Annotated in this window: 23 protein-coding genes and 1 pseudogene; 19 read left to right on the forward strand and 5 right to left on the reverse strand. The window is 68.7% G+C overall.

From position 1 onward, the window contains the following. Positions 1-110 precede the first annotated feature (110 nt). The 10 genes from ribD to OG322_RS32525 all read left to right on the forward strand — a co-directional run bounded on the left by ribD (position 111) and on the right by OG322_RS32525 (position 8,651). The gene (gene ribD / locus OG322_RS32480; RefSeq protein ID WP_329307330.1) at positions 111-1,211 is read left to right on the forward strand and encodes a bifunctional diaminohydroxyphosphoribosylaminopyrimidine deaminase/5-amino-6-(5-phosphoribosylamino)uracil reductase RibD; all 1,101 of its coding nucleotides are present in this window, start codon (positions 111-113) and stop codon (positions 1,209-1,211) included. After that, entirely contained in the window at positions 1,212-1,829 is a 618-nt protein-coding gene (locus tag OG322_RS32485) for a riboflavin synthase (protein WP_124286561.1), read from the forward strand. Then, entirely contained in the window at positions 1,826-2,470 is a 645-nt protein-coding gene (locus OG322_RS32490) for a nicotinamide mononucleotide transporter family protein (protein ID WP_123468272.1), read from the forward strand. Before OG322_RS32485 ends, OG322_RS32490 begins: the two co-directional genes overlap by 4 nt. Continuing rightward, a complete protein-coding gene (locus OG322_RS32495; RefSeq protein WP_123468270.1) occupies positions 2,467-3,765 on the forward strand; it encodes a bifunctional 3,4-dihydroxy-2-butanone-4-phosphate synthase/GTP cyclohydrolase II in 1,299 nt (432 codons plus the stop codon). The genes OG322_RS32490 and OG322_RS32495 overlap by 4 nt, the downstream gene beginning before the upstream one ends. Positions 3,766-3,814: 49 nt before the next feature. Then, on the forward strand, positions 3,815-4,300 hold the full coding sequence (ribH, locus tag OG322_RS32500) for a 6,7-dimethyl-8-ribityllumazine synthase (protein ID WP_024493156.1): 486 nt from the start codon (positions 3,815-3,817) through the stop codon (positions 4,298-4,300). 33 nt (positions 4,301-4,333) lie between these two features. Next, on the forward strand, positions 4,334-4,606 hold the full coding sequence (locus OG322_RS32505; RefSeq protein WP_018524273.1) for a phosphoribosyl-ATP diphosphatase: 273 nt from the start codon (positions 4,334-4,336) through the stop codon (positions 4,604-4,606). Between the two features lie 61 nt (positions 4,607-4,667). Continuing rightward, the gene (gene hisG, locus OG322_RS32510; protein ID WP_123468268.1) at positions 4,668-5,516 is read left to right on the forward strand and encodes an ATP phosphoribosyltransferase; all 849 of its coding nucleotides are present in this window, start codon (positions 4,668-4,670) and stop codon (positions 5,514-5,516) included. 22 nt (positions 5,517-5,538) lie between these two features. Next, a complete protein-coding gene (locus tag OG322_RS32515) occupies positions 5,539-6,003 on the forward strand; it encodes a PH domain-containing protein (protein ID WP_123468266.1) in 465 nt (154 codons plus the stop codon). Between the two features lie 183 nt (positions 6,004-6,186). Continuing rightward, positions 6,187-7,557: a hemolysin family protein gene (locus tag OG322_RS32520; RefSeq protein ID WP_123468264.1), complete on the forward strand. Its 1,371-nt coding sequence runs from the start codon at positions 6,187-6,189 to the stop codon at positions 7,555-7,557. Continuing rightward, entirely contained in the window at positions 7,554-8,651 is a 1,098-nt protein-coding gene (locus OG322_RS32525) for a hemolysin family protein (protein ID WP_123468262.1), read from the forward strand. The genes OG322_RS32520 and OG322_RS32525 overlap by 4 nt, the downstream gene beginning before the upstream one ends. A gap of 104 nt (positions 8,652-8,755) precedes the next feature. Here OG322_RS32525 and OG322_RS32530 read toward each other — a convergent pair whose 3' ends face one another. Together OG322_RS32530 and OG322_RS32535 are read right to left on the reverse strand one after the other, a co-directional pair. After that, positions 8,756-10,672, reverse strand: a complete 1,917-nt coding sequence (locus OG322_RS32530; protein ID WP_206432516.1) for an AAA family ATPase — start codon at positions 10,670-10,672, stop codon at positions 8,756-8,758. A gap of 359 nt (positions 10,673-11,031) precedes the next feature. Continuing rightward, the gene (locus OG322_RS32535; protein ID WP_124286563.1) at positions 11,032-11,661 is read right to left on the reverse strand and encodes a uridine kinase family protein; all 630 of its coding nucleotides are present in this window, start codon (positions 11,659-11,661) and stop codon (positions 11,032-11,034) included. A 174-nt stretch (positions 11,662-11,835) separates the two neighbouring features. Between OG322_RS32535 and OG322_RS32540 the strand changes: the two genes are divergently transcribed. From OG322_RS32540 to OG322_RS32550, 3 genes are all read left to right on the forward strand, one after another. Then, positions 11,836-13,197 (forward strand): peptidase C39 family protein, encoded by a 1,362-nt coding sequence (locus tag OG322_RS32540; RefSeq protein WP_124286564.1) that lies wholly within the window; start codon positions 11,836-11,838, stop codon positions 13,195-13,197. A 604-nt stretch (positions 13,198-13,801) separates the two neighbouring features. Further along, on the forward strand, positions 13,802-14,005 hold the full coding sequence (locus tag OG322_RS32545) for a DUF6381 family protein (protein WP_164494595.1): 204 nt from the start codon (positions 13,802-13,804) through the stop codon (positions 14,003-14,005). An 858-nt stretch (positions 14,006-14,863) separates the two neighbouring features. Further along, positions 14,864-15,124, forward strand: a complete 261-nt coding sequence (locus tag OG322_RS32550; protein ID WP_124286565.1) for a hypothetical protein — start codon at positions 14,864-14,866, stop codon at positions 15,122-15,124. 89 nt (positions 15,125-15,213) lie between these two features. Here the strand turns inward: OG322_RS32550 and OG322_RS32555 are convergent, their stop codons facing one another. Further along, on the reverse strand, positions 15,214-17,097 hold the full coding sequence (locus OG322_RS32555; RefSeq protein WP_123468252.1) for an ABC transporter ATP-binding protein: 1,884 nt from the start codon (positions 17,095-17,097) through the stop codon (positions 15,214-15,216). Between the two features lie 634 nt (positions 17,098-17,731). On the opposite strand from OG322_RS32555, the pseudogene OG322_RS32560 reads away from it, so the two are divergent. The 6 genes and pseudogenes from OG322_RS32560 to OG322_RS32585 form a co-directional block, all read left to right on the forward strand. After that, positions 17,732-17,905, forward strand: a pseudogene (locus OG322_RS32560) (transposase); the annotation flags it as partial. 634 nt (positions 17,906-18,539) lie between these two features. Next, complete coding sequence (locus OG322_RS32565) at positions 18,540-19,100, forward strand: hypothetical protein (protein WP_123468251.1); 561 nt, start codon at positions 18,540-18,542, stop codon at positions 19,098-19,100. A gap of 623 nt (positions 19,101-19,723) precedes the next feature. Beyond that, the gene (locus tag OG322_RS32570; RefSeq protein ID WP_124286566.1) at positions 19,724-20,551 is read left to right on the forward strand and encodes a hypothetical protein; all 828 of its coding nucleotides are present in this window, start codon (positions 19,724-19,726) and stop codon (positions 20,549-20,551) included. 147 nt (positions 20,552-20,698) lie between these two features. Beyond that, positions 20,699-21,630 (forward strand): IS5 family transposase gene (locus OG322_RS32575; protein WP_329307331.1). Its coding sequence is split into 2 segments (ribosomal slippage): positions 20,699-21,046 and positions 21,049-21,630, totalling 930 coding nucleotides; the frame shifts between segments, so codons are not numbered across the junction. A 227-nt stretch (positions 21,631-21,857) separates the two neighbouring features. Continuing rightward, the gene (locus OG322_RS32580) at positions 21,858-23,000 is read left to right on the forward strand and encodes an alpha/beta hydrolase (RefSeq protein ID WP_123469715.1); all 1,143 of its coding nucleotides are present in this window, start codon (positions 21,858-21,860) and stop codon (positions 22,998-23,000) included. A gap of 65 nt (positions 23,001-23,065) precedes the next feature. After that, a protein-coding gene (locus tag OG322_RS32585; protein WP_329307332.1) for an IS5 family transposase occupies positions 23,066-23,874 on the forward strand; the annotation gives its coding sequence in 2 pieces (ribosomal slippage) (positions 23,066-23,383 and positions 23,386-23,874; 807 coding nt in all). Between the two features lie 489 nt (positions 23,875-24,363). Here the strand turns inward: OG322_RS32585 and OG322_RS32590 are convergent. Both OG322_RS32590 and OG322_RS32595 read right to left on the reverse strand, forming a co-directional pair. Further along, on the reverse strand, positions 24,364-24,906 hold the full coding sequence (locus OG322_RS32590) for a DapH/DapD/GlmU-related protein (protein WP_164494596.1): 543 nt from the start codon (positions 24,904-24,906) through the stop codon (positions 24,364-24,366). 81 nt (positions 24,907-24,987) lie between these two features. Further along, a complete protein-coding gene (locus OG322_RS32595; protein WP_329307333.1) occupies positions 24,988-25,974 on the reverse strand; it encodes a LysR family transcriptional regulator in 987 nt (328 codons plus the stop codon). Positions 25,975-26,217 lie beyond the last annotated feature (243 nt).

A 26,217-nucleotide genomic window follows, 5' to 3' on the forward strand; every position in this document is an offset into this window, starting at 1 on the left:
CGACCGGTCCATCCGTTTTGCGGGCATCCGGCGTCCCCGTTCCGCGTTCCGCTTCATCTGTCGTCATCGACAGGCCCCGGAGTCCGTGCCCGAAGAGGCAGGAGGACCCGGTGGACACCGCAGCCGACATCACCGCAATGCGCCGAGCCATCGCGCTCGCAGCCCGCGGTCTCGGCTCCACCAGCCCCAACCCGGTCGTCGGATGCGTCGTCCTCGACGCGACGGGCCGGCCGGCCGGCGAGGGCTTCCACCGGCGCGCCGGAGGGCCGCACGCCGAGATCCACGCCCTGCGCGCGGCAGGCGAGAAGGCCCGCGGCGGCACCGCCTACGTCACCCTCGAACCCTGTAACCACACCGGACGCACCGGCCCCTGCGCCCAGGCGCTCATCGAGGCCGGGATCGCCCGCGTCGTGTACGCGGTCGGCGACCCGAACCCGCAGGCCACCGGCGGTGCGGACGCCCTGCGCGCCGCAGGCGTCAAGGCCGAGCAGGGCCTCCTCGCCGAAGACGCCGAGCAGGGCAACACCGCCTGGCTGACCTCGATGCGCCTGGGCCGGCCCCATGTCACCTGGAAGTACGCGGCGACCCTGGACGGCCGGAGCGCGGCCGCCGACGCCACCAGCCGCTGGATCACCTCGGCCGAGTCCCGCGCCGACGTCCACCGGCTGCGCGCCGAGGCGGACGCCGTAGTGGTCGGCTCCGGCACCGCCCGCACCGACGACCCCCACCTCGGGGTCCGGGGCATCGACAGCGCGGTCCAGCCGCTGCGGGTCGTCGTCGACACCGCCGCCACCGCCGTCCGGCCCGGTGCCCGGGTCCTCGACACCACCGCGCCCACCCTGATCGCGGTCGCCGACGACGCGGACGTCCGCCACCTCCCCGAAGAGGCCGTCCTGAGGCTGCCGCGCGCCGCGGCCGGTCCCGGACTGGACCTTCCCGCACTGCTCGCCGCCCTCCACGGGCGCGGCATCCGTTCTGTACTCCTCGAAGGCGGACCGACCCTGGCCGGGGCCTTCGTCGCGGCCGGAGCGGTCGACCGGATCGTCGGCTACCTCGCCCCCGTGCTCCTCGGCGCGGGCCCCGCGGCCCTCGCCGACGCCGGAATCGCCACCATCACCCAGGCGTTGCGCCTCCATGTGACCGAGGCCGTGCGTATCGGCCCCGATCTGCGCATCACCGCCGTCCCCGGCCCTGCCCCGAAGGGAAACTGAGTGTTCACCGGAATTGTCGAAGAGCTGGGTGAGGTCACCGCTGTCGAGAACCTCGGCGACGCCTCCCGATTCCGCCTGCGCGGACCCGTGGTCACCGAGGGCGCCAGGCACGGTGACTCGATCGCCGTCAACGGCGTGTGCCTGACCGTCGTCGACCACGGCGAGCAGGAGTTCACCGCCGATGTGATGGCCGAGACGCTGAACCGGTCCAGCCTGGGCGCACTGCGGGCCGGCTCCCGGGTCAACCTGGAGCGGCCCATGGCGGTCGGCGGCCGGCTCGGCGGGCACATCGTGCAGGGGCACGTCGACGGCACGGGCCGCATCGTCGAGCGCAAGGTCTCCGAGAACTGGGAGATCGTGAAGGTCTCCCTCCCCGCGGAGCTCACCCGGTACGTGGTGGAGAAGGGGTCGATCACCGTCGACGGCGTGAGCCTGACCGTCGTGGACGCCGGACCCGACTACTTCACCATCAGCCTCATCCCCACCACCCTCGCCCTGACCACGCTCGGCCACAAGGAGCCCGGCGACCCGGTCAACCTCGAAGTGGACGTCATCGCGAAGTACGTCGAGCGACTGCTCGGCCACCGCGCGCAGGAGCCCGAGGAGCCGGTGAAGTGAGCGCCCTTCACTGGCTGAACTCGGAGGCGTTCAGCGTCTTCGGACAGCACATCATCTGGTCCGACATGCTCGGCAACACGATCGGTCTGATCGCGCTGACCCTGGGCTGGCTCCGCTCGATCTGGACCTGGCCCGCCCAGCTGCTGTCCGGCGTCGTCCTGGTCGCCGCCAACGTCTCCGTGCACCAGGCGGGCAGCGTGGGCAAGCAGGTCGTCGTCATCGCCGTGGCCGTCTGGGGCTGGCAGCAGTGGACCCGGGGCAGGCAGCAGGCCCAGGACGGCTCCATCGCCGTACGGTTCGCCACCTGGCGTGAGCGCGGCTGTCTGCTCGGCGGAGCCGCGGTCGGCACCCTCGCCGTCGGCGGCCTGTTCACCGCCTTCCCCTCGCTCTCCTGGAGCCCGTGGGCGGACGCGTACATATTCGCCGGCACGCTCGTGGCGATGCTCGCCCAGGCCCGCCGCATGGTCGAGTTCTGGTTCGCCTGGCTCCTCGTCGACCTCGTCGGCGTACCGCTCAACTTCCACAGCGGTCTCGCCTTCTCCGGTCTCATCTACGTCGTCTACGGCGCCCTCGTCCTGTGGGGCATGCGCGACTGGTGGCTGCGTACGCGGACACCCGCTCTGGAAGGAGCCACGGCATGACTGCCCAGCCCACCTGGTTGCACCGGGAACACCACGCGCCCGACGAGGACCTCACCCTGGACCCCGTGGCGCAGGCCGTCCGCGACATCGCGGCCGGCCGCCCCGTCGTGGTCGTCGACGACGAGGACCGGGAGAACGAGGGCGACCTCGTCATCGCGGCCGAGAAGGCCACCCCCGAGATCGTCGCCTTCATGATGAGCGAGTGCCGCGGACTCATCTGCGCGCCTATGGAGAACGACGAGCTGGAACGGCTCGAACTCCCGCAGATGGTCGACCACAACACCGAGTCGATGAAGACGGCCTTCACCGTCTCCGTGGACGCCTGCGCCGCGCAGGGCGTGACCACCGGCATCTCCGCCGCCGACCGGGCCACCACGCTCCGGCTGCTCGCGGGCGGCGCCGCCGGCCCCGGCGACTTCGTACGCCCCGGCCACATCTTCCCGCTGCGCGCCCGCTCCGGCGGTGTGCTCGTGCGCAACGGCCACACCGAGGCAGCCGTCGACCTCGCCCGGCTCGCCGGGCTGCGGCCCGCCGGGGCGATCGTCGAGATCGCGGGCGAGGACGGCGTCATGCTGCGCCTTCCCCAACTGGTCCCGTTCGCCCGCAAGCACGGGCTCACGATCATCTCCATCGAGGACCTGATCGCCTACCGGCGCACCTGCGAACCGACCGTCCGCCGCGAGGCCGAGGTCCGGCTGCCGACGGACTTCGGCGCCTTCACCGCCTACGGCTACCGCTCCACCGTGGACGGGGTCGAGCACGTCGCGCTGGTCCACGGCGACATCGGGGACGGCGACGACGTCCTGGTCCGGGTCCACTCCGAGTGCCTGACCGGCGACATCTTCCAGTCCGAGCGCTGTGACTGCGGCCCCCAGCTGCACGCCTCCATGCGGCGCATCACGGACGAGGGGCGCGGCGTCGTGGTCTATCTGCGCGGCCACGAGGGACGAGGCATCGGACTCGTCTCCAAGCTGCGCGCGTACGAACTCCAGGAGCGCGGCGTCGACACCCTCGACGCCAATCTGGAGCTCGGCCTGCCCGCCGACGCCAGGGACTACGCGGCAGGCGCCCAGATCCTCAAGGATCTCGGCGTCCACAGCCTGCGCCTGATGACGAACAACCCCGAGAAGACCGCCGCGATCCTGCGGCACGGCCTGGCCGTCACCGGACGGGAACCGATGCCCGTCCAGGCCGGCGAACACAATCTGCGGTACCTGCGCACCAAGCGCGACCGCATGGGCCACGACCTGCCCTGGCTCGACGCCGCCACCGTGTCGACCTGCGGCAACCAGTAGCCCCAGCAGTCCCCAGCAGTCACCCGAGGAAACGAGCGGTAGGAGAGACATGAGCGGCAAGGGCGCACCCGAACTGTCCGTACGCAACTGCGGTGACCTCCGTGTGGCGGTCATCGCCGCGCAGTGGCACGAGAAGGTCATGGACGGACTCGTCGACGGCGCGCTGCGCGCCCTGCACGAGCTGGGCATCGACGAGCCGACCCTGCTGAGGGTCCCCGGCAGCTTCGAGCTCCCGGTGGTCGCCAAGGTGCTCGCCGGGCGCGGATACGACGCGATCGTCGCCCTCGGCGTGATCATCCGCGGCGGCACCCCGCACTTCGAATACGTGTCCCATGGCGTCACCAACGGCCTCACCCAGGTCGCGGTCGACACCGGTGTGCCGGTCGGCTTCGGCGTCCTCACCTGTGACACCGAGGAGCAGGCACTGGACCGGGCGGGCATCGAGGGGTCCAACGAGGACAAGGGGCATGAAGCGGTCACCGCTGCCGTGGCCACCGCCACCACACTGCGCTCGGTCAGCGAACCCTGGCGCTGAGTGCGGGCCCGGGACCCGTATTCTAAGGACATCATGGCGAACAAAACCTTCGAAGAGCTCTTCGCCGAGCTGCAGCTCAAGGCCGCCAACGGCGACCCCTCCACCTCCCGTACCGCCGAACTGGTGGACAAGGGCGTGCATGCCATCGGCAAGAAGGTCGTGGAGGAGGCCGCCGAAGTCTGGATGGCCGCCGAGCACGAGAGCAAGGACGCCGCAGCCGAGGAGATCTCCCAGCTGCTCTACCACGTCCAGGTGATGATGGTCGCGCGCGGAATCTCGCTCGACGACGTCTACGCCCATCTCTGAGCACGACCCCCGCACCCGCCCCGCATTCCACAGACCTCTTTCGCAAAGGAAACCCGACCTCATGCTGCGCATCGCCGTCCCCAACAAGGGTTCACTCTCAGGGCCTGCGATGGCGATGCTCCATGAGGCCGGCTACCAGCAGCGCAAGGAGTCCAAGGAGCTCGTCCTCGTCGACCCCGAGAACCAGGTGGAGTTCTTCTACCTGCGGCCCCGCGACATCGCGATCTACGTCAGCTCGGGCCGCCTCGACATCGGCATCACCGGCCGCGACCTGCTGCTGGACTCGGGTGCCGAGTCGGAGGAGATCCTCCAGCTCGGTTTCGCCCGCTCGACCTTCCGCTACGCCACCAAGCCCGGCACGGCCGCGGGCCCGCAGGACTTCGACGGGCTGACGATCGCCACCTCCTACGAGGGCATCGTCGCCAAGCACCTCGCCGACGTCGGTGTCAACGCCTCCGTCGTCCACCTGGACGGCGCCGTCGAGACCGCCATCGAGCTCGGCGTCGCGCAGATCATCGCGGACGTCGTCGAGACCGGCACCAGCCTGCGCAACGCCGGCCTCGAGGTCATCGGCGAACCGATCATGAAGTCGGAAGCGGTCGTCATCCGCCGCGTCGGCGCTCCGGACGACGAGCCCAAGGTGCAGCAGTTCCTGCGCAGGCTCCAGGGCGTCCTGGTCGCCCGCAGCTACGTGATGATGGACTACGACTGCCGCGTCGAGCACCTGGAGCGCGCGGTCGCCCTCACCCCGGGCCTGGAGTCGCCCACCATCTCCCCGCTGCACCACGAGGGCTGGGTCGCCGTCCGCTCCATGGTCGCCGCCAGGGAGGCGCAGCGGATCATGGACGACCTGTACGAACTCGGCGCCCGCGCCATCCTCACCACGGCCATCCACGCCTGCCGGCTCTGACGGCGGGACACGGAAGAAGACCATGTCAGCCCCCGCACCCCGAACCGAACCCCCCGCCCTTCCGGTCACTTTCCGGCCGACTCGCACCCGAGTGGTCCTGCTGAGCGTCGGGGTGGTGATGTTCGCCGTCATCACCGTCGTCGCCTTCACCCTGGAGCAGCTCAGCGCGGGGGAGCGGACCAGCTTCGTCTTCACCGCGCTGGTCTTCCTCGGCGTTCTCGCACTGCTCAGCCGCCCCAAGATCATCGCGGACGACAGCGGGGTGACCGTGGTCAATCTCACCCGTACCCGGCGGCTGTCCTGGGCCGAGATCGTGCGCGTCAACCTGCGGGTCGGCGACCCGTGGGTCTTCCTCGACCTCAGCGACGGCACCAGCATGCCCGCCCTCGGCATCCAGCCCGGAATCGCCAAGGAACACGCCATCCGCGACGCCCGCGCGCTCCGCGCCCTCGCCGAGAACCACGGCACGGGCACGGACAACGGCTGAGCCCTCTGCCCCGTACGGCCTCTTGTTGATTACTCTGGAGGGCGGTGGCGCCCTGTGCGCCCCGCCCCCACCAGTGGTCCCCGAGACCCGCGGGGCTTTCCTGCGACCCAAGGAGTGACTCCTTCCAGCAATGGACGGATCTTCCGGTAGTACTTGCGCCGCCCCTTCCGTGGAGGCGGCGGTATGACCACCCCCCTGCTGCTTCTCACTGCGGCATTCCTTCTCATCCTCGCCAACGGATTCTTCGTGGCAGCCGAATTCGGGCTCGTCACCGTGGAACGGGCGGACGCCGAGCGCGCCGCCGCCGAGGGCGACCGGCGGGCCCGTACCGTCGTCGACGCCCTGCGCGAACTCTCCTTCCAGCTGTCCGGCACCCAGCTCGGCATCACCATCACCTCACTGGTGGTCGGCATGCTCGCCGAGCCGGCTCTCGCCCAGCTGCTGGAGAGCCCCCTCACCCTGACCGGTCTCCCCGACGGTGCCGTTCCCGGCATCAGCGTGGTGATCGGCATGCTCCTCGCGGCCGCCGTCCAGATGGTGATCGGCGAACTCGTACCGAAGAACTGGGCGGTCTCCAAGCCGCTCCAGGTCGCCCGGTTCGTCGCCGGCCCCCAGCACCGGTTCACCCGGGTCTTCCGGCCGGTGATCGGCCTGCTGAACACCGTCGCCAACCGGCTGGTGCGGCTGCTCGGCGTCGAGCCGGCCGACGAACTGGCCTCCGCCCGCACCCCGGGGGAGCTGGTCTCCCTGGCCAGGCACTCCGCCGAGGCCGGCACCCTCGAACAGGACACCGCGGATCTCTTCGTACGGACCCTGTCGCTCGCCGGCCTCACCGCCCAGCACGTCATGACCCCGCGGGTGAAGGTCAGCGCCCTCCAGTCGACCGCCACCGCGGCCGACGTCCTCAACCTCACCCGGGCCACCGGCCTCTCCCGCTTCCCCGTCTACCGGGAGCGCATCGACGAGGTCGTCGGCATGATCCACCTCAAGGACGCGCTCGCCGTTCCGTCCCGGGACCGGCTGCGCACCCCGGCCGGCCGGATCGCGGTGCCCCCGCTGCTGGTGCCCGAGACCCTGCCCGTCGAGCAGCTCCTCCAGCGGCTGCGCAAGGAACAGCCGATCGCCGTCGTGGTCGACGAGTACGGCGGCACCGCCGGTGTCGTCACCCTTGAGGACATCATCGAGGAACTCGTGGGCGAGGTCAGGGACGAGCACGACGCCGAAGGCGCCGACCGCCCCGAACTGGCCCCCGCCGCCCCCGAGGACGGCAGGCCCGCCTGGGACGCCGAAGGCAGCTGCCGGGTCCTCACCCTGCGGCGGATAGGGCTCGACGTCCCCGACGGCCCGTACGAGACGGTGGCCGGGCTGGTCGCCGATCTGCTGGGCCGGATTCCCGCCCCCGGCGACCGGGCCGAACTGCCCGGCTGGCGGATCTCGGTCCGCCAGGTCGGCCACTACCGGGCCGAGAAGGTCCGCTTCGTGCGGCTGGCCGGAGTCGTGGACCCGGTCACCGCCGAACCGGCCGCCCGCGGTGTCCTGGAGGCCGCGCGATGAGCCTGGTCCAGTTGCTCTTCGCCGGACTTCTGGTCCTCGCGAACGGCTTCTTCGTCGGCGCCGAGTTCGCACTCGTCTCCGTACGCCGCAGCCAGATCGAGCCGCTCGCGGCAACCGGGTCCAGCCGGGCCCGGCAGGTGCTGTACGGCCTGGAGAACCTGCCGCAGATGATGGCGGCCGCCCAGTTCGGCATCACCATCTGCTCACTGACCCTCGGCGCCGTCGCGGAACCGACGGTCGCCCAGTTGCTGGAGCCGGTCTTCCACGCGGTGCACCTGCCCGCGGGGCTGATCCATCCGCTCGGCTACGTGCTGGCGCTGGTCTTCGTCGTCTTCCTCCATCTCGTCATCGGCGAGATGGTCCCGAAGAACCTGGCGATGGCGGCCCCGGAGAAGACCTCGCTGTGGCTCAGCCCCGGACTGGTCGGCTTCGCCCGCCTCTGCCGCCCGGTCACCGCCGCGCTGGGCGCCTGCGCCCGGCTGGTGCTCCGGCTCTTCGGCGTCGAACCGAAGGACGAGGTGGAGGCCGTCTTCACCAGCGAGCAGCTCAACCGGCTGGTCGAGGACTCCGGGCAGGCCGGACTCCTGGGGCCGGACGCGCAGGAGCGCCTGGAGGACGCACTGGAGCTGGGCAGCAGGCCCGTCACCGACGTGCTGCTGCGCCGGGCGTCCCTGGTGACGGTCGACCCGTCCGTCACCCCGCACCGGATCGAGGCGCTCACGGTGCGGACCGGCTACTCGCGGTTCCCCGTCTGCGCGGAGGGCGGCGGCCCGTTCATGGGCTACCTGCACGTCAAGGACGTCCTCGACCTGGAGGACGGCGAGCGGGCCGTCCCGCAGCACGTGTGGCGCCCGATGGCGACGGTACGGGCCGAACTCCCGCTGGACGACGCCCTGACCGTGATGCGCCGCGCCGCGACGCACCTGGCCCAGGTCGCCGACGCGTCGGGCCGGGTACTCGGCCTGGTCGCCATGGAGGACGTCCTGGAAATGCTGGTCGGTGAGGTCCGCGACCCGGCCCACCGGGTCTCGGAGCCGCGCCGCACCGAGCAGAAGAAGACCGGCTCGGACGAACTCACGGCCCTGGTCGGATAACGCGCACGGTCCTCAATCGCCGGCCGGGCAGTCAAGCCCGTAGGGACGGAAATCCGAGCCCGTCCGGCGATTGAGGACAAAGCCCCTGGCCCCCGCCGGCCCGCTCACCCCGCCGGCGGCTCCTGCTGCCGCCGCCCCGCCGGCCCCCGCCCCGACAGCACCTCGCCGTACGCCTGCATCAGATCCGGCAGCCGCAGCGTCGCCAGATCGTCCCGCGTCGGCACCGTCGCATAGCCGGAGAGCCGCAGATCGCGGTAGGCGCAGCTCTTCTCGTACAGCGTGCGCAGGAACCGGCCGTTGCCCAGCTCGTCGAGCCAGCCCTGGTCGACTACATGGCCGCTGACGGAACGCAGCTCCTCCAGCGACTCCTCGTCCCACGCGTCCCCGTTCTCCGCGGCCAGGACCTCACCGATCGAGGTGAGTTCCAGCGGGCGGTAGCTGGGGAAGTCCACCCGGGTGGTGAACCGCGAGGACAGCCCGGGGTTGGTGGCGAGCAGCCGGTCCATGCCCTCCGGGTATCCCGCCAGGATGACGACGAGATGGTCCCGGTTGTCCTCCGCGCGCTTGAGGAGGACCTGCAGGGCCTCGTCCCCGTAGGCGTCGCCCTTGCTGTAACCCGTGTTGGAGAGGCTGTACGCCTCGTCGACGAACAGCACCCCGCCCAGCGCGGAGTCGATCAGCTCATTGGCCTTGACCGCCGTCTGGCCCAGGAACTCCCCGACCAGATCAGCCCGTTGGGCCTCGACGAGATGGTCCCCGCCGAGCAGCCCCAGTGCGTAGAACACCCGGCCCAGAATGCGGGCCACCGTGGTCTTCCCGGTGCCGGACGGTCCGGAGAAGACGAAATGCCGTTTCGGCGGCTGTACCGGCAGCCCCTGGCCGGCCCGCAGCCGTGCCATGTTCAGCTGCGCGGACAAGGCCTTGACCTGCCGTTTCACCGGTTCCAGCCCGACCATCCGCTCCAGCTCCGCCAACGCCTCGGCAAGGAGCACCGGATCGCTGGGGCCGGCCGGGAACGACTGCGGCGCGGACTGGCCCGGGACCGCGGTCTTCTCCCGCGCCCCGCCCGGCGGCGGTGACACCCCGACTCCCGGCAGGTCCTGCGGCTCACCGCCGGGGCGCAGCTCCCGGCCGTCCACCAGATCGGTGCCCAGCATCGAGTCGCCGTCCGGCTGGGACTCCGCGAAGGTGCCGTCGACGCCCAGGCCGGTCAGGGACACGGCGGCCAGGCCGGACACCTCGTCGGAGCCGTCGAGACCGTCGTAGTCCGCGATCGCGGCCAGCCGCGCCGAGGTGTCCATGAACGCCGGATCGATCCGGTGCACCGCCCGGTACAGGGGCAGCGCGGCCGCACTGCGGCCGGTTCCCTCGTGCGCCCGGGCCAGCCAGTAGCGCAGCTCCTTGCGCTGCGGCTGCTCGCTGCGGCAGCGCATCAGCGCGGTGGAGAGCAGCGGCTCGGCCTGTCCGTACATCTCCAGCCGCACCCGCGCCATACCGCCGAAGAGCCCCGCCTCGATGCCCAGCAGCGGATCGTCGATCAGCTGCTCCGTATGGCGTACGAGCTGCTCCCAGTCCTTGACCAGGTAGGACCGGCAGGCGTGCAGGAAGCGGACCTGCGCGTCGGCGTCCACCGGCGGCAGCCCGGCCAGCGCCCGGTCGAGATCCGGCACATGGCGTCCGTCCAGCCAGTGGGAGGCGTGCGCCAGCAGCAGATCGCGTGGGCTCTCCAGCACCGGCTGCACCCACCAGCCCAGCCAGTACCAGGAGTTCAGCGTGCGGCGATGACGGCCACGCTGCTCGCCGAAGCGGTCGCGATGGCGGTACATGTGCAGCAGCGCCGTCGTGGTGTCGACCCGCAGCGCGTGGAGGCCCAGCCAGGCGTCCGCCATGCCGGGATCGAGCCGGACGGCAGCTCTGAATTCCTCTTCGGCCTGCGGATAGGCGCCCATCGTGTAGGCGTCCACGCCGCGCAGCCAGGCGAGGTCGGCCGGGGCCTGTGCGCCCTGCGTGCCGATGTCCATCTGGTCCCCCACAAACCCTGCCCCCAGGATGTCCCGCCGCACGACCGGCTGCCGAGGCGCGCCGAATCACTGTGCCGTGGACGGGAATTGACCGCACCGAGAGGCATCGTACCTGCGCAGCGAGTGTCCGACTAAGGGCGCCGCAGGCCGAAGGGAGACCGTGACCCACGGTAAGCGGAGTGAGGGGGGCCGCGGCTGGAAAAGGTGCGCCGGGCACAGGACGAAGCCCCCGATCACGGGGGAACAACCGGGGGCTTCGCGTCTGCGGGGGCTCCGAAAAGCCGCACATTGAGAACGTAAGACCTGTACCGCCCCGGGTCAAGCAGAGTTGAGGCACTTCCGGGCCGATTTCCGACTGCTCAGTATGGAGGTGCGAAATGATCACGGTGGGTGACGGAATGGTTCACTCCTGCTGTCGCACCGGATCCCTTCAGCCACTCGTACCCCACAGGCAACTGGCGTACCAGCACATCGGCCGAGGGGCGGGAGGGATCGGCCGAGAAGTGAGCCCTTTCGGCGGCGGTCCAGTCGTCCCAGAACGCCGTCAGGGCCGGCCCGTCCCGTCGCCGGCCCCGCTCCCAGGACTCGGCGGCGGGCAGATCCATCCACAACAGGTGCGCGAGGAAGGGGCGCAGGGCCCGCCGGCCGGCGCCGACCCCCTCGACCAGAACCACCGGGGCGGGTTCCAGGCTGCGCGGCGGGCCGAAGCTCCGGGCCGTCCAGTCGTACGGCTCGTAGTGTGCGCGATCCCCGTGCGACAGCGGCTCGACGACCTGGTCCCGGAGCCGGTCCGTCCAGTCGAACGGCTCTTCGTGGGTCGCCAGGTCGTCCAGGTGCAGTACGGGTGCGCCGTCGAGCACCGCCGCGAGCCGGGCGGCGAGGGTGCTCTTGCCCGATCCCGCGTGGCCGTCGACGGCGATCAGCCGGACCGGTCCGCAGGACGGCGGCAGGGTGCGCAGCCACGCGGCGTGGAGCGAGAGGTCGTTCATCCGTCCAGCCTACGAGCCGCAGCGAAGCCGTTGCAGGTCACGCCAGTGGTCGAGACCAATATTGGTCCTGTGGCACGAGGCGAATCGCTGGCCGAACCGGGGGGCGACCCGCAATAGTTGGCCCACTGTCGTGTACCTGCAGCCCCATTCCGCTTACGACCGGGGGTCTCGCCCATGCCCAGTCCGACCTCACGCAGAACCGTGCTCACCGCCGCCATCGCGGCCGCGGCCGGCTCCGGAGCGGTGTCGTCCACCGCCTCCGCCGCTCCCTCCCGTACCCCGCACCGCGCACCTTCGGCGGCAGCCTCTTCCGTGGACAACCATTCCTGGAGCACGTACACCGACTGGCGCTGCGGCTCCGGCGCCGGAACCCGTGCCGTCGCGGGCCGCCGGGCGGGCCTGGTCATCGCCCACGCGCTGGGGAGCACCGACTACACGGACCCGCACACCGGTACGAAGGCGGCCTGGGAGTACGCGACCTGGACCTCACCCGTCCACCGCTCCGCCGTCCCGGCCACCGAGGCCATCGCCTCCTGGAACGCGCACACGCCGGCCGGCACCTGGATCCAGATCGAACTGCAGGGCAGCTACTCGGACGGCACCGGTACCCCCTGGTACGTCATGGGCCGCTGGGCGGCGGGCGACGGCGACATCCGCCGGACCTCCGTCGACGACCAGAGCGACGGCAAGAGCTCCGTCTGGACCGACACCTTCTCGGTGGACGACGCGGCGAGCGGCCTGCGGCTCCTGTCCTACCGGCTGCGGCTGACCCTGTACCGCACCCCGGGCACCCGGCTCACCCCCACGGTGTGGCGGGTGGGCGCGATGGCCTCGGACATCCCCGACCGCTTCACCGTGCCCGCCTCCGTCCCCGGCCTGGTCCGAGAACTGCCGGTGCCGCGCTACTCGCAGAACGTGCACGCGGGCCAGTACCCCGAGTACGACAACGGCGGCGAGGCGTGGTGCAGCCCCACCTCCTCGCAGATGATCATCGAGTACTGGGGCCGCCGGCCCAGCGCCGAGGACCTCGCCTGGGTCAAACCGGGACTCCAGGACCCGCAGGTCTGCCACGCGGCGCGCTTCACCTACGACAACCAGTACGAGGGCTGCGGCAACTGGCCGTTCAACGCCGCCTACGCGGCCACGTACGAGGACATGAGTGCCGTGGTGACCCGGCTGGGCTCGCTGAAGGACCTGGAGACGCTGATCAGGGCGGGGATCCCGGCCATAACGTCGCAGTCGTTCCTCAAGGAGGAACTGACGGGTGCGGGGTACGGCACCTCGGGCCACCTGATGACCGTGATCGGCTTCACCTCGGACGGCGATGTGATCGCCAACGACCCCGCGTCACCGAGCGACGAGGCGGTCCGCCGCGTCTACCGGCGGCACGAGTGGGAGAACATCTGGCTGCGGACCAAGCGGTATGACGCGAATGGGCAGGTCAGGGGCGGTACGGGAGGGGTCTGCTACATCTACTGGCCGACGAACCCAGCACCGACTCAGCACCGCGCTCTGCGGTCGCTCGGTCTGCTGTGACCAGGTAGGGGCCCACGGCCGCCTCGACGACCTGACGTCAGCGTTCCTGGCCGTCCTGGGTGAGGTGGCCGTACCGGTCCACCGTGACCTTGATCGAGCGGCGCCCGAGCCGGCGGGACACTTCGTGCGTAGAGACGCCGCTGGTCAAGCTCACGGTCGTCCATGTGTGCCCCAGGTCGCGCGGATCCTGCCCGCGCCTGGACTGGCACCCGGGAATCGATGGCTGGAGCCTCCTCGGCCACCCGCCCAGGCGGGACGCCCACCCGGAAGCGCTCGTGGCGTTCGGCGCGGCCACGGCGGCGCGGAAGGAAATCAGCGACCACCGCAGCCTCGGTGAGCGAGTTCGACAGCACGCGGCTGGGTTTCGCCCGGCCTCGACTGCCCGGCCTCCCGGCCTCGCCGTGCCGTCGGGCGTGTCGGGCTCACTTCGCACCAAGGCCAGATCCGCGCGCGAGTGAGCGCCGGTCAGGCCAATGGCGCGTTCTTGAGGCAACTGCAATCCTGCTCACCTGCGGCGATCGCGGAAGGTTACCCTTTAGGGTGCGATGACGGAGGGGAGCTGGTTGGCTACGGAGTGCCCCCACCTCCCACCTAAGGAGTGACGATGAGCGTTGCAGGTGAGTTCCCCAGCCGCCCGCAGCAGATGCAGGAAAAGGTACGTCAGCTGAACGAGCGCGCTGAACGAGCGGTCAGCCCCGAGGAACGGCGTCGGCTGCATGAAGAGGCCCGGCGCCTCCATGAACAGTTCGCGCAGGAAGCCGACCCCGCAGACCGGCCTGGCCGTCGACCTGAGCGCGAGAGGGAATAGCCCCCTCATCCAACGGAGCGGACGGCTCCGACAGGTGGGAGTTCAAGCCTCTCACCACCGCCAACCTCGGCATCGACGCGCACGTCGTCCGGCGGGACCACACCACCAGGGGTTCTACCGTGTTGCCCCGCTGCTGACGCGTCGAGCGGACTCGGACGCCTCATGAACCACCGGCACCTGGTCCGCGACTACGGAGCCCACGCACACCGGTCCGAAGCCGGGATCTGCCTCGCGACGATCAGTCCCATCACCCACGGACTCGCCGCTGAATCCACCCGAACCCCGACGTACGCAGCGTGGAAACCGTGCGCAGCCCGGCAATCCAGGATGAGGAAGCAGGGCGAAACGCCCTTTGAAACGCTCAGGGCCCTGGCCTAGCCGGTCAGGGCCCTGAATTGCGTGACCCGTGGGGCGGATTCACGCGCGCCGAGCTTAACGTTACGGGCTGTCTTCAGGACACGGATCCTCGTCGGCATTCACCCAGCAGGCGGTGGGCCGGATCTGCAAGTGCCTGATGGTGCCACCAGTCGGGTTGACCTTGCTGGTAATCCGAGGAATGTACAAGGAAACGTGTGCGACTGGCTCTGATATTGAGCTCGGCATCGGTGCACAGAAGAGCAAGAGGCCCGGAAGCAGAACCACGACGGCCAGACGGCCCCGGCGCCGTGGGTGAGACCTTCCCGATTATGGCCGAGCGGGGGATCTCACTTCATGTTGACCAGTGAAGTTCACGAATGAACGAAACCAGATGCCAGCTGACGGCGTGGCAGCGAAAGGAGCGCGGGAATGCGCTGTACCCGATTTCTCCTCACATCAGCCGCTGCCGCTACGGTCCTCAGCAGTGTTGCACTGGTTGTCATGGGTACCTCTGAGTCCACCTGGGACCCGAAGAGACCGTTCCACATCGGAGGGCCCCACCAGGACGGTGGCCATGCCGGCCCGAACGCGCGCCAAGACCACGAACGCCGTCCCCAGCCCGTCGTGGCCGCGGACAACTGGAGTGACGCCGAACAGGAACTGGCGGTCGGAGGCGTCCTCGTCCTCAGCGGCAGCGCGCTCGGCGTCGGCGGATATCTCCTGCGCCGCAAGGCGAGCGTAGGCGCAGACTCCTTCGGGTGACTCGCGCCTGTGCGGCGTTAACCTCTGCGGGGGCACCGCGCATCGCGGTGTCCGGCATATGGAGAAGGGGGTCCGCCGGAGCCGGCCGGTCACTGCCAATGGGTGCCGGGTGGCTGGGCAGCGGTGTACGTGGGTCCGTTGTGCGGCCGGGGGCGGCCATCGAGGAGTGTGGCGTACAGGCCCCTCTGGCTGAGGAGTTGGGTGTGCGTACCCGACTGCACCAGCCGTCCCCGGTCCAGGACCAGAATGCGGTCCGCGTTCGCGGCCAGCGACAGATCGTGCGTGATCACGATGGTGGTACGTCCTTCGGCGAGGCGTCGCAGTGGTGTGAGGATGCGCTCCGCGGCCAGGGTGTCGAGTCCGGTGGTGGGTTCGTCGAGCAGCAGGACGGGCGCGTCACGCAGCATGGCGCGGGCGATCGCGACGCGCTGCAGCTGTCCTCCGGAGAGCCGCGAGGTGCCGGGGGAGATGACGGTGTCGTACCCGTCCGGGAGGGCCCGGATGAAGGCATCGGCGTCGGCGGCTCGCGCGGCCTCCACGACGTCCTGGTGGGTGGCGCCGTCCCGTCCGCAGCCGATGTTCACCTCGATGGTGTCGTGCAGGACGAGGGTGTCCTGGGGCAGGAGCGTGATGTTCTGGCGGAGATAGGTCAGCGGCAGCTTGTCCACGGATACCCCGTCCAGCCGGATGCTGCCGCTGTCGGGGTCGTAGAACCTCAGCAGCAGGGCGGCCAGGGTCGACTTGCCCGCGCCGCTGGGGCCGGTGATGACCAGCAGTTCTCCCGGGCTCGCGCTGAACGACAGCTCGTGGAGAACCGGCTCGGTGTTGTTCGGGTAGTGGAAGCGGACCTGGTGCGCCTCCACGACACCGGACGCGCGGCTGCGGGTGGGGGCGGTCACGGAACCGGTCGGGTCGGTGACGGCGGGCCGGGCGTCGAGGATCTCCAGCAGCCGCTCGGCTCCGGCCGTGGCCGCGGTGGCCGTCAGTCCGAACTGGCCGAGCGAGCGGACCGGCGGGTAGAGGTAGCCGACGAAGGCGGCGAAGGCGAGGAGCTCGCCGAGGGTCATCCGCCCTGCGGAGATCTCCCAGGCCCCGAGGCCGATGATCGTCAGGATGCAGAACGTTTCGAGGACCTCTACGACCTGTGCGTAGAGCCCGGTGAGCCTTGCGGCCGTGACCGCGGCCTTCAGCCGCTTCGCCGCTTTGTCGAGGAGCCTTTCCTCCTCGTCGTGCTGCCGGTTGTACGCCTGGGTCAGGAGGACATTGACGAGGGTCTCCTCGACCACCGCCGTGATGGCACCGTCCGCCGCACGTCCGCGACGGGACACCTCGCGCAGGCGTCCGGTGAAGCTGCGGGTCGCGGCGTAGAAGAGCGGAACCAGGAGAAACGTGGCCAAGGCCAGTTCCCACCGCAGCCACAGAGCCGCCGCCGCGTAGAAGAGGGCGCTGAACACGGCCGACACCACCGCGACGATTCCGGTCACCACAAGCTGTTCGATGGCGTCCACGTCACCGGTCAGCCGCTCCACCAGGTCACCGCGCCGGTTGCGCTGGAAGAAGTGCGGCGGCAGCGTCTGGAGGTGCGAGAAGACCCGGGCCCGGAGCCGCAGTACGAAGCGCTCGGCGGTCCAGGCGGCGAGGGAGCTGCCCAGGTACCCCACCACCGCACCGATGACCGCCACGGTGAGCCATTGGCCGGCGGGCTTCCAGAAGGCGCTGACAGAGCCGTTCCGCAGAGCGGTGTCGGTGAGTTCGGCGAAGAGCAGGATCGTGATGGTCTCGGCGATCGCGGCCATAATGGCGAACAGGCAGATCAGCAGAATCCAGCGCCGGTCGCCTCTGGTCAGTGGCCAGAAGCGCCGGAACGCGAGCGCGATGCTGACGGGATCGGTACGGATCGGGATATCCGTCGCCGAGTGCTGAGTGGGCTCCTCGGGGGGCGCTGGGCGCCGAGGTGAGCTGCGAAGGCTCATGGCGTCACGTCACAGAGGTGCTCGGGCCATGGTCCGATGCCATGGACGGGGGCCCCGGACCGCGAGACGGACCCGCGCGATCGGCGCGAGTCCGCCTCGAGTCCATTGGGGGGTTGGAGGACCTACGGTCAGTAGCCGCACCACCGGTCGTTGCGACCGCCGAAACGGTCTCCGCGTCCGTTGTCCCGGTCTCCGTACCGCCGGTCACGGTCCCGTCCGAATCCACGGTCGCCGCGATCGCGGTCCCGGTCCCTGTTCCGGAAGATATTGCGTGCGTTCATCTTGGCCTCCTTCAGGAGGTTGATGTGCCGCTCCTTGCTTCTGACTGCGGCACTACCGACACTACGGCTCCCTGCAAACACCAACAACTCATGCACAGCGGGGGACGGTAGTAGCCGGTCTCCCTGGCTGCTGCGACGGCCAGTGCAGCCGGGCCGTTCCCGCCGGTCGCGATGCGGGGACAGACGCAGTCCACCAGGCCGTACGACTGTGCTCGACTGGTCGTGCGGTGGTCGACTCCAGTCACGTGCGAGTCAAAAACAGCGGGAGCCAGGCGGGGCCGAGTCCGGTCGGTCGCGGCCGAACCGGATCGAAACACCCCTGATCAGCGACGGACACGGCACACCGCCCGCCGCGGCAGCCTCACGGCACAGGACTGGGCACCTACCGCTGCGTCGTCGAACGCAGCTTCGCCTGGCTCCACGGATGCACACGTCGCCGTCTTGGCTGGGAACGACGAGCAGACATCCACGAAGCCCTTCTCGAACTCGCCTGCTGCCTCATCACCCACCGACAGGTCGACTCATAGTGCTAGCCGTTGTTAAAGGGACGGCACTGGTTCATCGCCAGTGGACCGGTTGTAAGGGGGACCACGGGGACCACTTGATACGAGACGGGTGCGGCTCCCCCTCGTGGTCCTCGCTGTCCGCAGGTTGCGTGAGCCACGCCCCGGTGTCGGCACCCTTGAGTTGCCTTGGCCGCCCGACTCGACGCGAGAGAAATCTCTTGGTGGAACGAGACGATTTCATCCCGGACCGCTACGAGCCGCGCAGGTGCGTGCCCCCCAGCGATCCATCGCAACGGTGCCTCGAATGCCGGAGCCTGGACGACTTAGTTAAATGTGTGGGGCATCTAAAATTCGTGCGATCGAGGATGGTGATGACCGCGTGTCGCTCCGGAATCCGCGACACGACACCGCGGGTTTGAGTGGGTGTCAGTGCATCACCCGGAAAGGCTAAAGGAGCGTCAACTAGCTTTAAATACAACACACTTGGGCTCTGTATCCGACTCGGTAGCCGAGGGTCGCCGATGCGGACATACGGCCAGTCGGATTAATTCTCCCATTTTCAGCCTGTCCGATAAATGACTTATTGGGATTCTATGTATCTTCATTCACAGAACGGTCGTCCGGCCGATCTCTCCGAGAAGAGAAAGACACTGACATGAGCAAGCGCTCCATTGCCGTATCTGCCGCCATTGTCGGCGCTGCAGCCCTCGCCGCCACCGGCATCAACTACGCCGCTGCCGCCGGCCCGGAGGCCGTCCCGGCCGCCGCCCCGGTCTCCGCCCCGGCCGTCCACCAGGCGGCCGCCCCCGCCGCGGCGCCGCTCGGTGGCGACGTCGGCAAGGGCAATGAGAAGGAGGGCAACCGCGACCGTGACCGTGACCGCGACCGTGACCGTGACCGCGACCGCGAGGGCCGGATCCACTTCAACGAGCGGTCCTACTCGGAGCACACGGACGGCTGCATCACCGTGGTCAGTGGTCTGGGATCGCGGAGCTTCAACGTCCGCAACGACAGCCGGAAGTCGGTGGAGGTCTTCCGCGGCGCGACCTGTGACAACGGGGCCCCCATTGCCACGGTCGGACCGTTCAGCACCAGCACGAGCGTCATGCCGCACGACCACATCAAGGGCGGCGTGTTCGTACGTGACGGCGTCGTGGGCAGCTTCCGCGTGATCGACGACCACCGTGACCGCGACCGCGACCGCGACCGCTGGTAGTACCTACCACCAGAATGATCGAGGCCCCGGCCCGTCGGAATCGGGCCGGGGCTATCGATAAAAACTATATACCAGGCAGGCACGCCTCGCCCGAGGTGGCCGAATGTTTGTACGGATCACCTCGGGTGAGGCGCGCCCCCATTGAGGTGACATCAGGCGCCCGGCCCGCATGTCGCGCGTCGCCGAAGGTGCGCCGAGGTACGCCCAATCCTCCGGACTCGATCGAGATCTGGCAGAGAACCTCGAACCGTTGTTCCTGATCGGGTTTCCTCACTTGGATCCGGCTCGCCTGAAGGGTTTTCGCACATCTCCGTACCGACTTGCTCGCCGGAGACGTGTAGAACCTTCGGCCGGCCGTAAGTGCGGGCGAGCTGCGCGCCCGCACCATCGTTCGTATCTTCGGATATCGGCTATCAAAGTCGCATCGGCTGCCGTCGGTCATGTCGCATATTCCGTATACGCGCGGGGAAACGCGAATCGGGCGCCATGACCGACAAGCCAAGAATATGAAATCGATGAATGCGGACCCATGTGGTCCGCGTGTTAAACAAGCCGGTGGTCCGGCCTTTGGTAGCGAATCCGGTATAAATAATTCAAACTCTTCCTTCAAGCTTGAGGGATTCATGAAACTGCTGCACAGATCGCTCAGAAAATCAAAGACTGCGGCCGGCGCCGCAATCTCGAAAAGACTTGAAGAAACCATCGAAAGCACCGAATACTGGGCGAAAAGGATGCCGCGGGAGGCTGTGCGCGCGCTGCATAAAGAGCGCCTTTTCGGTATCGCTTCCGGAGGGATCAGCCTGCTCACCGGGCTTTTGGTCTGGCCTGCTCTCGCAGATTCCTCGGCGCTCGCGGTGCCGGCTCTTGTCTCTGGGCTGTCTGGGCTGGCAGCGCTGACAGTTGCCGCCCCTTACATCAGCGGTCTGAGTGATCGCAGCGAAGACTCCATCAAGCTGGGCGGCGCGTATGGAGCCATTAATCGCGAACTCCTGCGCGCGAGAGAAGCGGGTGTCGCTGAATCTATGAAAAATGCGTCGCAACTGTCTGAAATCTTTGGGCAATTCGACTGCGTGGAGGAACGCAGAGATGTCCTCGGAATTCCGGTCAGACCGCCCATGTTGAATGCGTATGGGGTTCCACTGGGCGAGGAGTGCGAACGGCCGGTGCGTGCACTTCCAATTGCGCCGAGAAAATACACTGAGAGATCTGTTTCGTCGGCGCGGATGGACAGAGGTCGTACGGTGGTCGTGGATCAGGATGCGGTCGCCACGCTCATCTACCTCCTGGCAAACCAATTGGCGTCGCAAGACAAGGATTCGACAGTTCTTCACCGCTCATTCCCGGTTCAGTCCGAGATCTGGGAAGAGGCTGCGCCAGGGCATCACCTCGAATCGCACAGGCAGCTCGCCTTGCCGTTTGAGTCCTCGCGGAGTTCTGATTCGGGGAGGTGACAGGGCAGACGTTTCACGGCAACGTCCCATAGAACTCGTAACACGATCTTGCTGAAGTGTGCGGGTGAGGCGTCGCCGGTGAGACGATTTAGGTCCTGTTTCTCGGATCTCCTGACCTGCGAGGGGTGTTGGGGCCAGGCTGGGTTCATGGGCCGTGGGGATCTGACGAATGCGGAGTGGGATCGGCTGGAGTCGTTCCTACCTCCTGGTGGTACGCGTGGAGGTCGGTGGAGCGATCACCGCCGGGTGAACAACGGGGTTCTCTACCGGGTGCGGACCGGCGTGCAGTGGCGGGATCTGCCGGAGCGATTCGGGCCATGGGAGACGGTCTATAAACGACATCGCCGCTGGTCAGCCGATGGAACCTGGCAGATGCTGCTGTCTCGCATCCAGGTAGCCGAGGACGCCGAGGGCGGCATCGACTGGGACGTGTCGGTGGACTCGACAGCCGTGCGAGCCCACCAGCACGCCGCCGGTGCGAGGAAAGCGCCCCCGGCCGCCGTCCCTCAAAGGGGGGCCAAGTGGGGGACGAACCAGGTCGATCCGGTACTGCGGAGACTGACCATCCGCCTGGAGGAGGTGGTCAGGTCGGCGAATGTCTGGGACGTTCCCGCGGAGGATTCACCACCAAGATCCACCTCGTTGCCGAGGGACGATGCCGGCCCCTCGCCTTCGTCCTGACACCCGGACACTACGGAGACGGACCCCAGCTCGAGCGGGTGCTGGAACAGGTTCTGGTGCCGCGAGCCGGAGTCGGCCGGCCACGCACCCGGCCCGACCATGTCTTGGCGGACAAGGCCTACACGTCCCGGAAGAACCGCCGCTACCTGCGACGACGCGGAATCCGGCACACCATCCCCGAACGTCTCGACCAGCAGAGACACCGCAAGAACCGAGGTTCACGCGGCGGTCGGCCTACCGGTTTCGACAGCGAGCTCTACAAGAAGCGCAACACCGTCGAACGCACCATCAACCGCCTCAAAGGCTTCCGCGCCGTCGCGACCCGCTACGAGAAACGCGCCTACATCTACCTCGGCACCGTCACACTCGCAGCACTCATGATCTGGCTCCGTACATGATCCGAGAAACAGGACCTAGCCGTTTCGAGGGTGTGGGTACTCGACCCTGGACGATGAGCTCTGGGTGCTGATCGAACCGTTGCCCCCACCGTTGCGCCTCGCCTGCGGCTTGGGTGGGCAGCTACCTCAAGTGCGCCTCCGCAGCGAGCACTTCACCCTCCTTCGTCCCTCCAGCCGTGGTACCACAGAAGGGGTTTGTCAGGTCGAGTGTCGAACGGGGTGATGTGGTGGCTGTGGGGTATCTGGTGACCGTGGTGTTGGCCGTACTGATCGTGGTGTTCTGTCTGGCTCGCATACGCGGGCCGAAACCGCTCTTCTACTTCAGCTACCGGCTCGGCCTGGTCTTCAACGAGATTCCGCACGTCGCTCTCTACGCGTTGGTGGCCTCGACGGCACTGGCCTTCTCTGAGGGCGACATCACCACGACCTCCGACTGGGTGAACGTCGGGGTGGCAGGGGCCGCGGCTGCCGGGCTTGTGGTGGTGACCCTGCGCGGAATGCGGGCGGCGTCCGTGGTGCGTGTCGCCTTGGACGACGCGCTCGGCGCCGGGACGGGGACGCACCGCCGGCCGCCGCTGGCACGCATCCTGCTCAGGCCCGTCTTTCGCCGCCGCCGTGACGTCAAGCGGGTGAGCAACCTCAGCTACGGGGACGCAGGCCGTCGCAACCTCCTCGACGTCTACCACGGCCGCTCACGCCCCGAGGGCGGCTCCGTAATGATCCACTTCCATGGTGGCCACTACGACCAGGGTCGGAAGAGCACTCAGTCGCTGCCCCTGCTCTACCGGCTCGCCAGCCAGGGCTGGGTCTGCATCAGCGCCAATTACCGGCTGCGCCCCGACTTCCCGCATCCCGCCCATCTGATCGACGCGAAGAAGGTCATCTCGTGGGCGCGCGAACACGCAGCGGAGTACGGCGCGGCGCCCGCGGCGGCCGTGTTCGTGGCGGGGAGCTCCGCGGGTGGGCACATGGCGGCTCAGGCAGCACTCACCCCCAATGAACCGGCCTACCAGCCCGGGTTCGAGGAGGCGGACACCTCCGTGACCGCCGCCGTCGTGCTCAACGGTTTTCTCGCGGAGTACTTCGACGGCGACCCAGCGACCTCGCCGGTGAACCTCGTCCGGACGGATGCACCACCATTCCTCATCGCGCACGGGGACCTGGACGAGCTGGTGGACACGGAGAACCCCAGGGCTCTTGTCACCGCTCTGGGATCGGTCTCCACCTCGCCGGTCGTGTACGTCGAACTACCGGGTGCCCACCACGCTTTCGACCTCTTCCACTCCTTCCGGTTCGAGGGGCTCATCGGCGGCGTCGAGGACTTCGCCGCGTGGGTGACGGCCCGGAAGAACCGGCCTAAGAGCTCGTAACACGATCTTGTTGAAGTGTGCTGGTTGGCCGTGACCGGTGTGAGGATTCGGCCGTTCGTGATGGTGTGAGTACTCGGCCGTGGATCGTGGACGACGACTTGTGGGCGCTGATCGAGCCGTTGCTGCCGCCTTGGCCGGACCGGTCTCCAGGGCCTCGGCCGGTGTCGGACCGGCTCTGTCTGCAGGGCATTCTGTTCGTCCTCTACAACGACATAGCCTGGCAACTCCTGCCCCTGGAGCTGGGCTTCGGCTCGGGGCAGACTTGCTGGCGCCGACTGGACCGGTGGCAGAAGACAGGAGTCTTCGACCGGCTGCACCGGGTCCTGCTCGCCGAGCTGAACGCGGCCGGCGAACTCGACTGGTCGCGGGCATGCGTGGACGGCTCCCACATCCGCGCGAAAAAGGGGGACCCGACACCGGTCCGTCGCCGGTCGACCGGCGCAAGACCGGCAGCAAACACCACTTGATCTGCGACGGCCGCGGCACCCCACTCAAGGGCATCACCACCGCGGCGAACGTCAACGACGTCACCCAGACCCTCGCCCTGGTCGACGGCATCCCGCCCGTCGCGGGCCGCCCCGGCCGGCCTCGCCGCCGACCAGACGCCCTGCTCGGCGACAAGGGCTACGACTCCAACCCGAACCGGAACGCGCTGCGCGAGCGCCGGATCCTGCCTGTCATCTCGCGCAAGGGATCACCCAACATCAAGAGCATCGGCAAGCTCCGCTACGTCGTCGAGCAGACCTTCGCCCTGCTCCACCACTTCAAACGCCTCGCCGTCCGATGGGAACGACGCACCGAACTCCACGACGCCTTCGTCTCCCTCGCCTGCAGCCTCATCTGCTACCGACGCCTCAAGAAGGCCCACTCATGATCGTGTTACGAGCTCATAAGTTTCTGTCGAAGTTGCCCGGTCCGACCGGATCGCTGCGACGATGTGACTGTTCATGACGGGGTGTCCGGTCAAGAACGGCGAACGAGATGCCCTGTTCCCAGCTGATGCTGGACACCGTGGCCGAGTTGACTGGAGTCGTAGTCGCGAGCAATGCGGTGCACACCCAGTGCGAGTACGCCGGCTGCCGCCGCTGGTTTACGGTGCAAACGCTCGTGACGCGCCCCGTCCCCTTGCTCTCTCGGGGCGTACGTGACCACGAAACGGCATCCCACGGAAGGTCCGCCCACGGACCTGCTCGCCCGGCGGAACTCGAGCGAAGCCCTCGGTCCCATCGTCCTCATCGAGCTCGCAGGCGTCGAAGTGGAAACACTCCGGTTCATCGCGGAGCCCCGGTAGCAGCCGCGTTCGGCGCCCCTGCCCCAGTGATGTCTCCGGGGCCCGCTGGGCTCTGATCGAACCGGTCTGCAGTCACCACTGCCGGTACACGGTGGCTTTCGTGCCGGTCACCAGGCTCGCCGGTGGAACGTCATCGGCCACCACCGCACCGGCGGCGATCACGGCATCGCGGCCGATGCTGACGCCGGGCAGGATCGTGGACCCGGCCCCGATCCACACGTTCTCCGCCACGTCGATGGGCGCGCCGGTGAGGTACAGCCGCCGCTCCTCGGGATCGACCGGGTGGCCGCCGGTGATGAACGTGACCTTCGGGCCGACCATCACGCGCTCGCCGAGCCGGATGCCGGAGTAGTCCAGGAACGTGCAGTTCTGGTTGATGAACACGCGCTCGCCGAGGTCGAGATGGAGGCCGTGGTCCGTGTAGAAGGGCGGATAGATCGTGACTCTCGGCGGCAGTGGCTTGCCGAGGATCTGTTCGAACAGCTCCGCCTTGCCCGCTTCGTCCTCGAAGGGCAGGACGTTCAGCCGGGAGGTGAGCTCGCTGACCCGCAGAACCCTCTCCGCCATGGCCTGGAACTCGGCGCTGTGGATGCGCATGAGGCGGTCGCTGGACATGCCGCGATCCTTTCTGGTGTACGGGTGACCGGACAGGACCCACTGGGTGCTGGTGGCGGCCGCTGTCAGGAGCCGGTCCAGTCACTCCTGGCGGGATCGGGACCTGTGGGCGTTCGCGATATCGCTGTCGCCACGTCGTGTCGCTGTCGCCCAGGACGGGTGCCAGACCGTCTCCGGGAGCCTTGGCAGGCTTTCGAGATGGGCGATGACTCCGCGGAGCCCCGGATGCGGGTTCGCTCTGGGGAGGATGAGCGAGAGCGGGTAGGCGAGGGTCGGATTCACGACAGGGATGCGCCGTAGGTCGTGGTCCGCCGGCCAGATGTACCGGTCGCGTGCCCCGACGAGGGTGGCCACGTCCGCGGAGTCCGCGAGGGTGTCCAGGAGTACCTCGTCTCCGAAGTGCGGGCCGGCCGCGTCGATGCGCAGGCCGAAGTCGGTGGCGAGCTGATCGTAGAACTCCGCCCATTCGCTCCTTGGCGCGATGCCCGGCACCCAGATCCGGTGCTTGCGCAACTGCGGTGGCGTCAGTTCGCGCGCGGAGGCGAGCGGATGTGCCGGGCCGACGAGAAGTTCCAGCGGGGAGTCGAACGCGTGGATCATCTGCACGTCGGGCGGCAGTACGGCCGGGTCGGTGACGGTGCGGAACGAGGCGTCGATGTCGCCCGCTTCCACGGCGGCGACCGCCACGCGCGGGTCGTCGGCCCTGATGGTCACCACGTCGAGACTGACCTCGGGATGCGACCGCCAATAGTCGTGCAGGACAGCCGACTGCGCGCTTCGCAGGCCGAGGACGTCGATCCGGAGAGCCCGTGAGCCCGGCCTGACCGCGGTGACGGCGCGCTCGACACTCGCGACGATGCTCCGTGCGTGGGGGAGGAACGCCTGACCGTCGAGCGTCAGCTCGACCCCTCGGGCGGTACGTGTGAACAGACGCACTTCCAGCGAGCGCTCCAGGGTGGCGATCCGTTTGGAGACCGCCTGCTGTGTCACGCCCAGCTCATCGGCCGCATGACGGAACTGTCCGAGCTCGGCCGCCCGGACGAACGATCGCAATGCCTCGGTGTCCACTGATGCATCCTAGGTTGACCCAACCAATCGTTGTGGCTCGCCGAGGACTGGTTGTCCGAGCGCGCTCCGGCCTCGGGCGGCTGTGGTCGGCCCGCGCCGTCGGCGCATACCGGCACCGAGCTCTCGCGGGGCGTTCGCGCTGGACGGACCCGGTCCCCGGTGGATCTCGTCAGATGCCCGGCGGGCCAGGGTCGGACCGGCGGGCCCGGGGACCGCTCCGGGCTGCTGGAGGACCGTGGACGG

This window comes from Streptomyces sp. NBC_01260, from assembly GCF_036226405.1.
GTDB lineage: Bacteria > Actinomycetota > Actinomycetes > Streptomycetales > Streptomycetaceae > Streptomyces > Streptomyces laculatispora.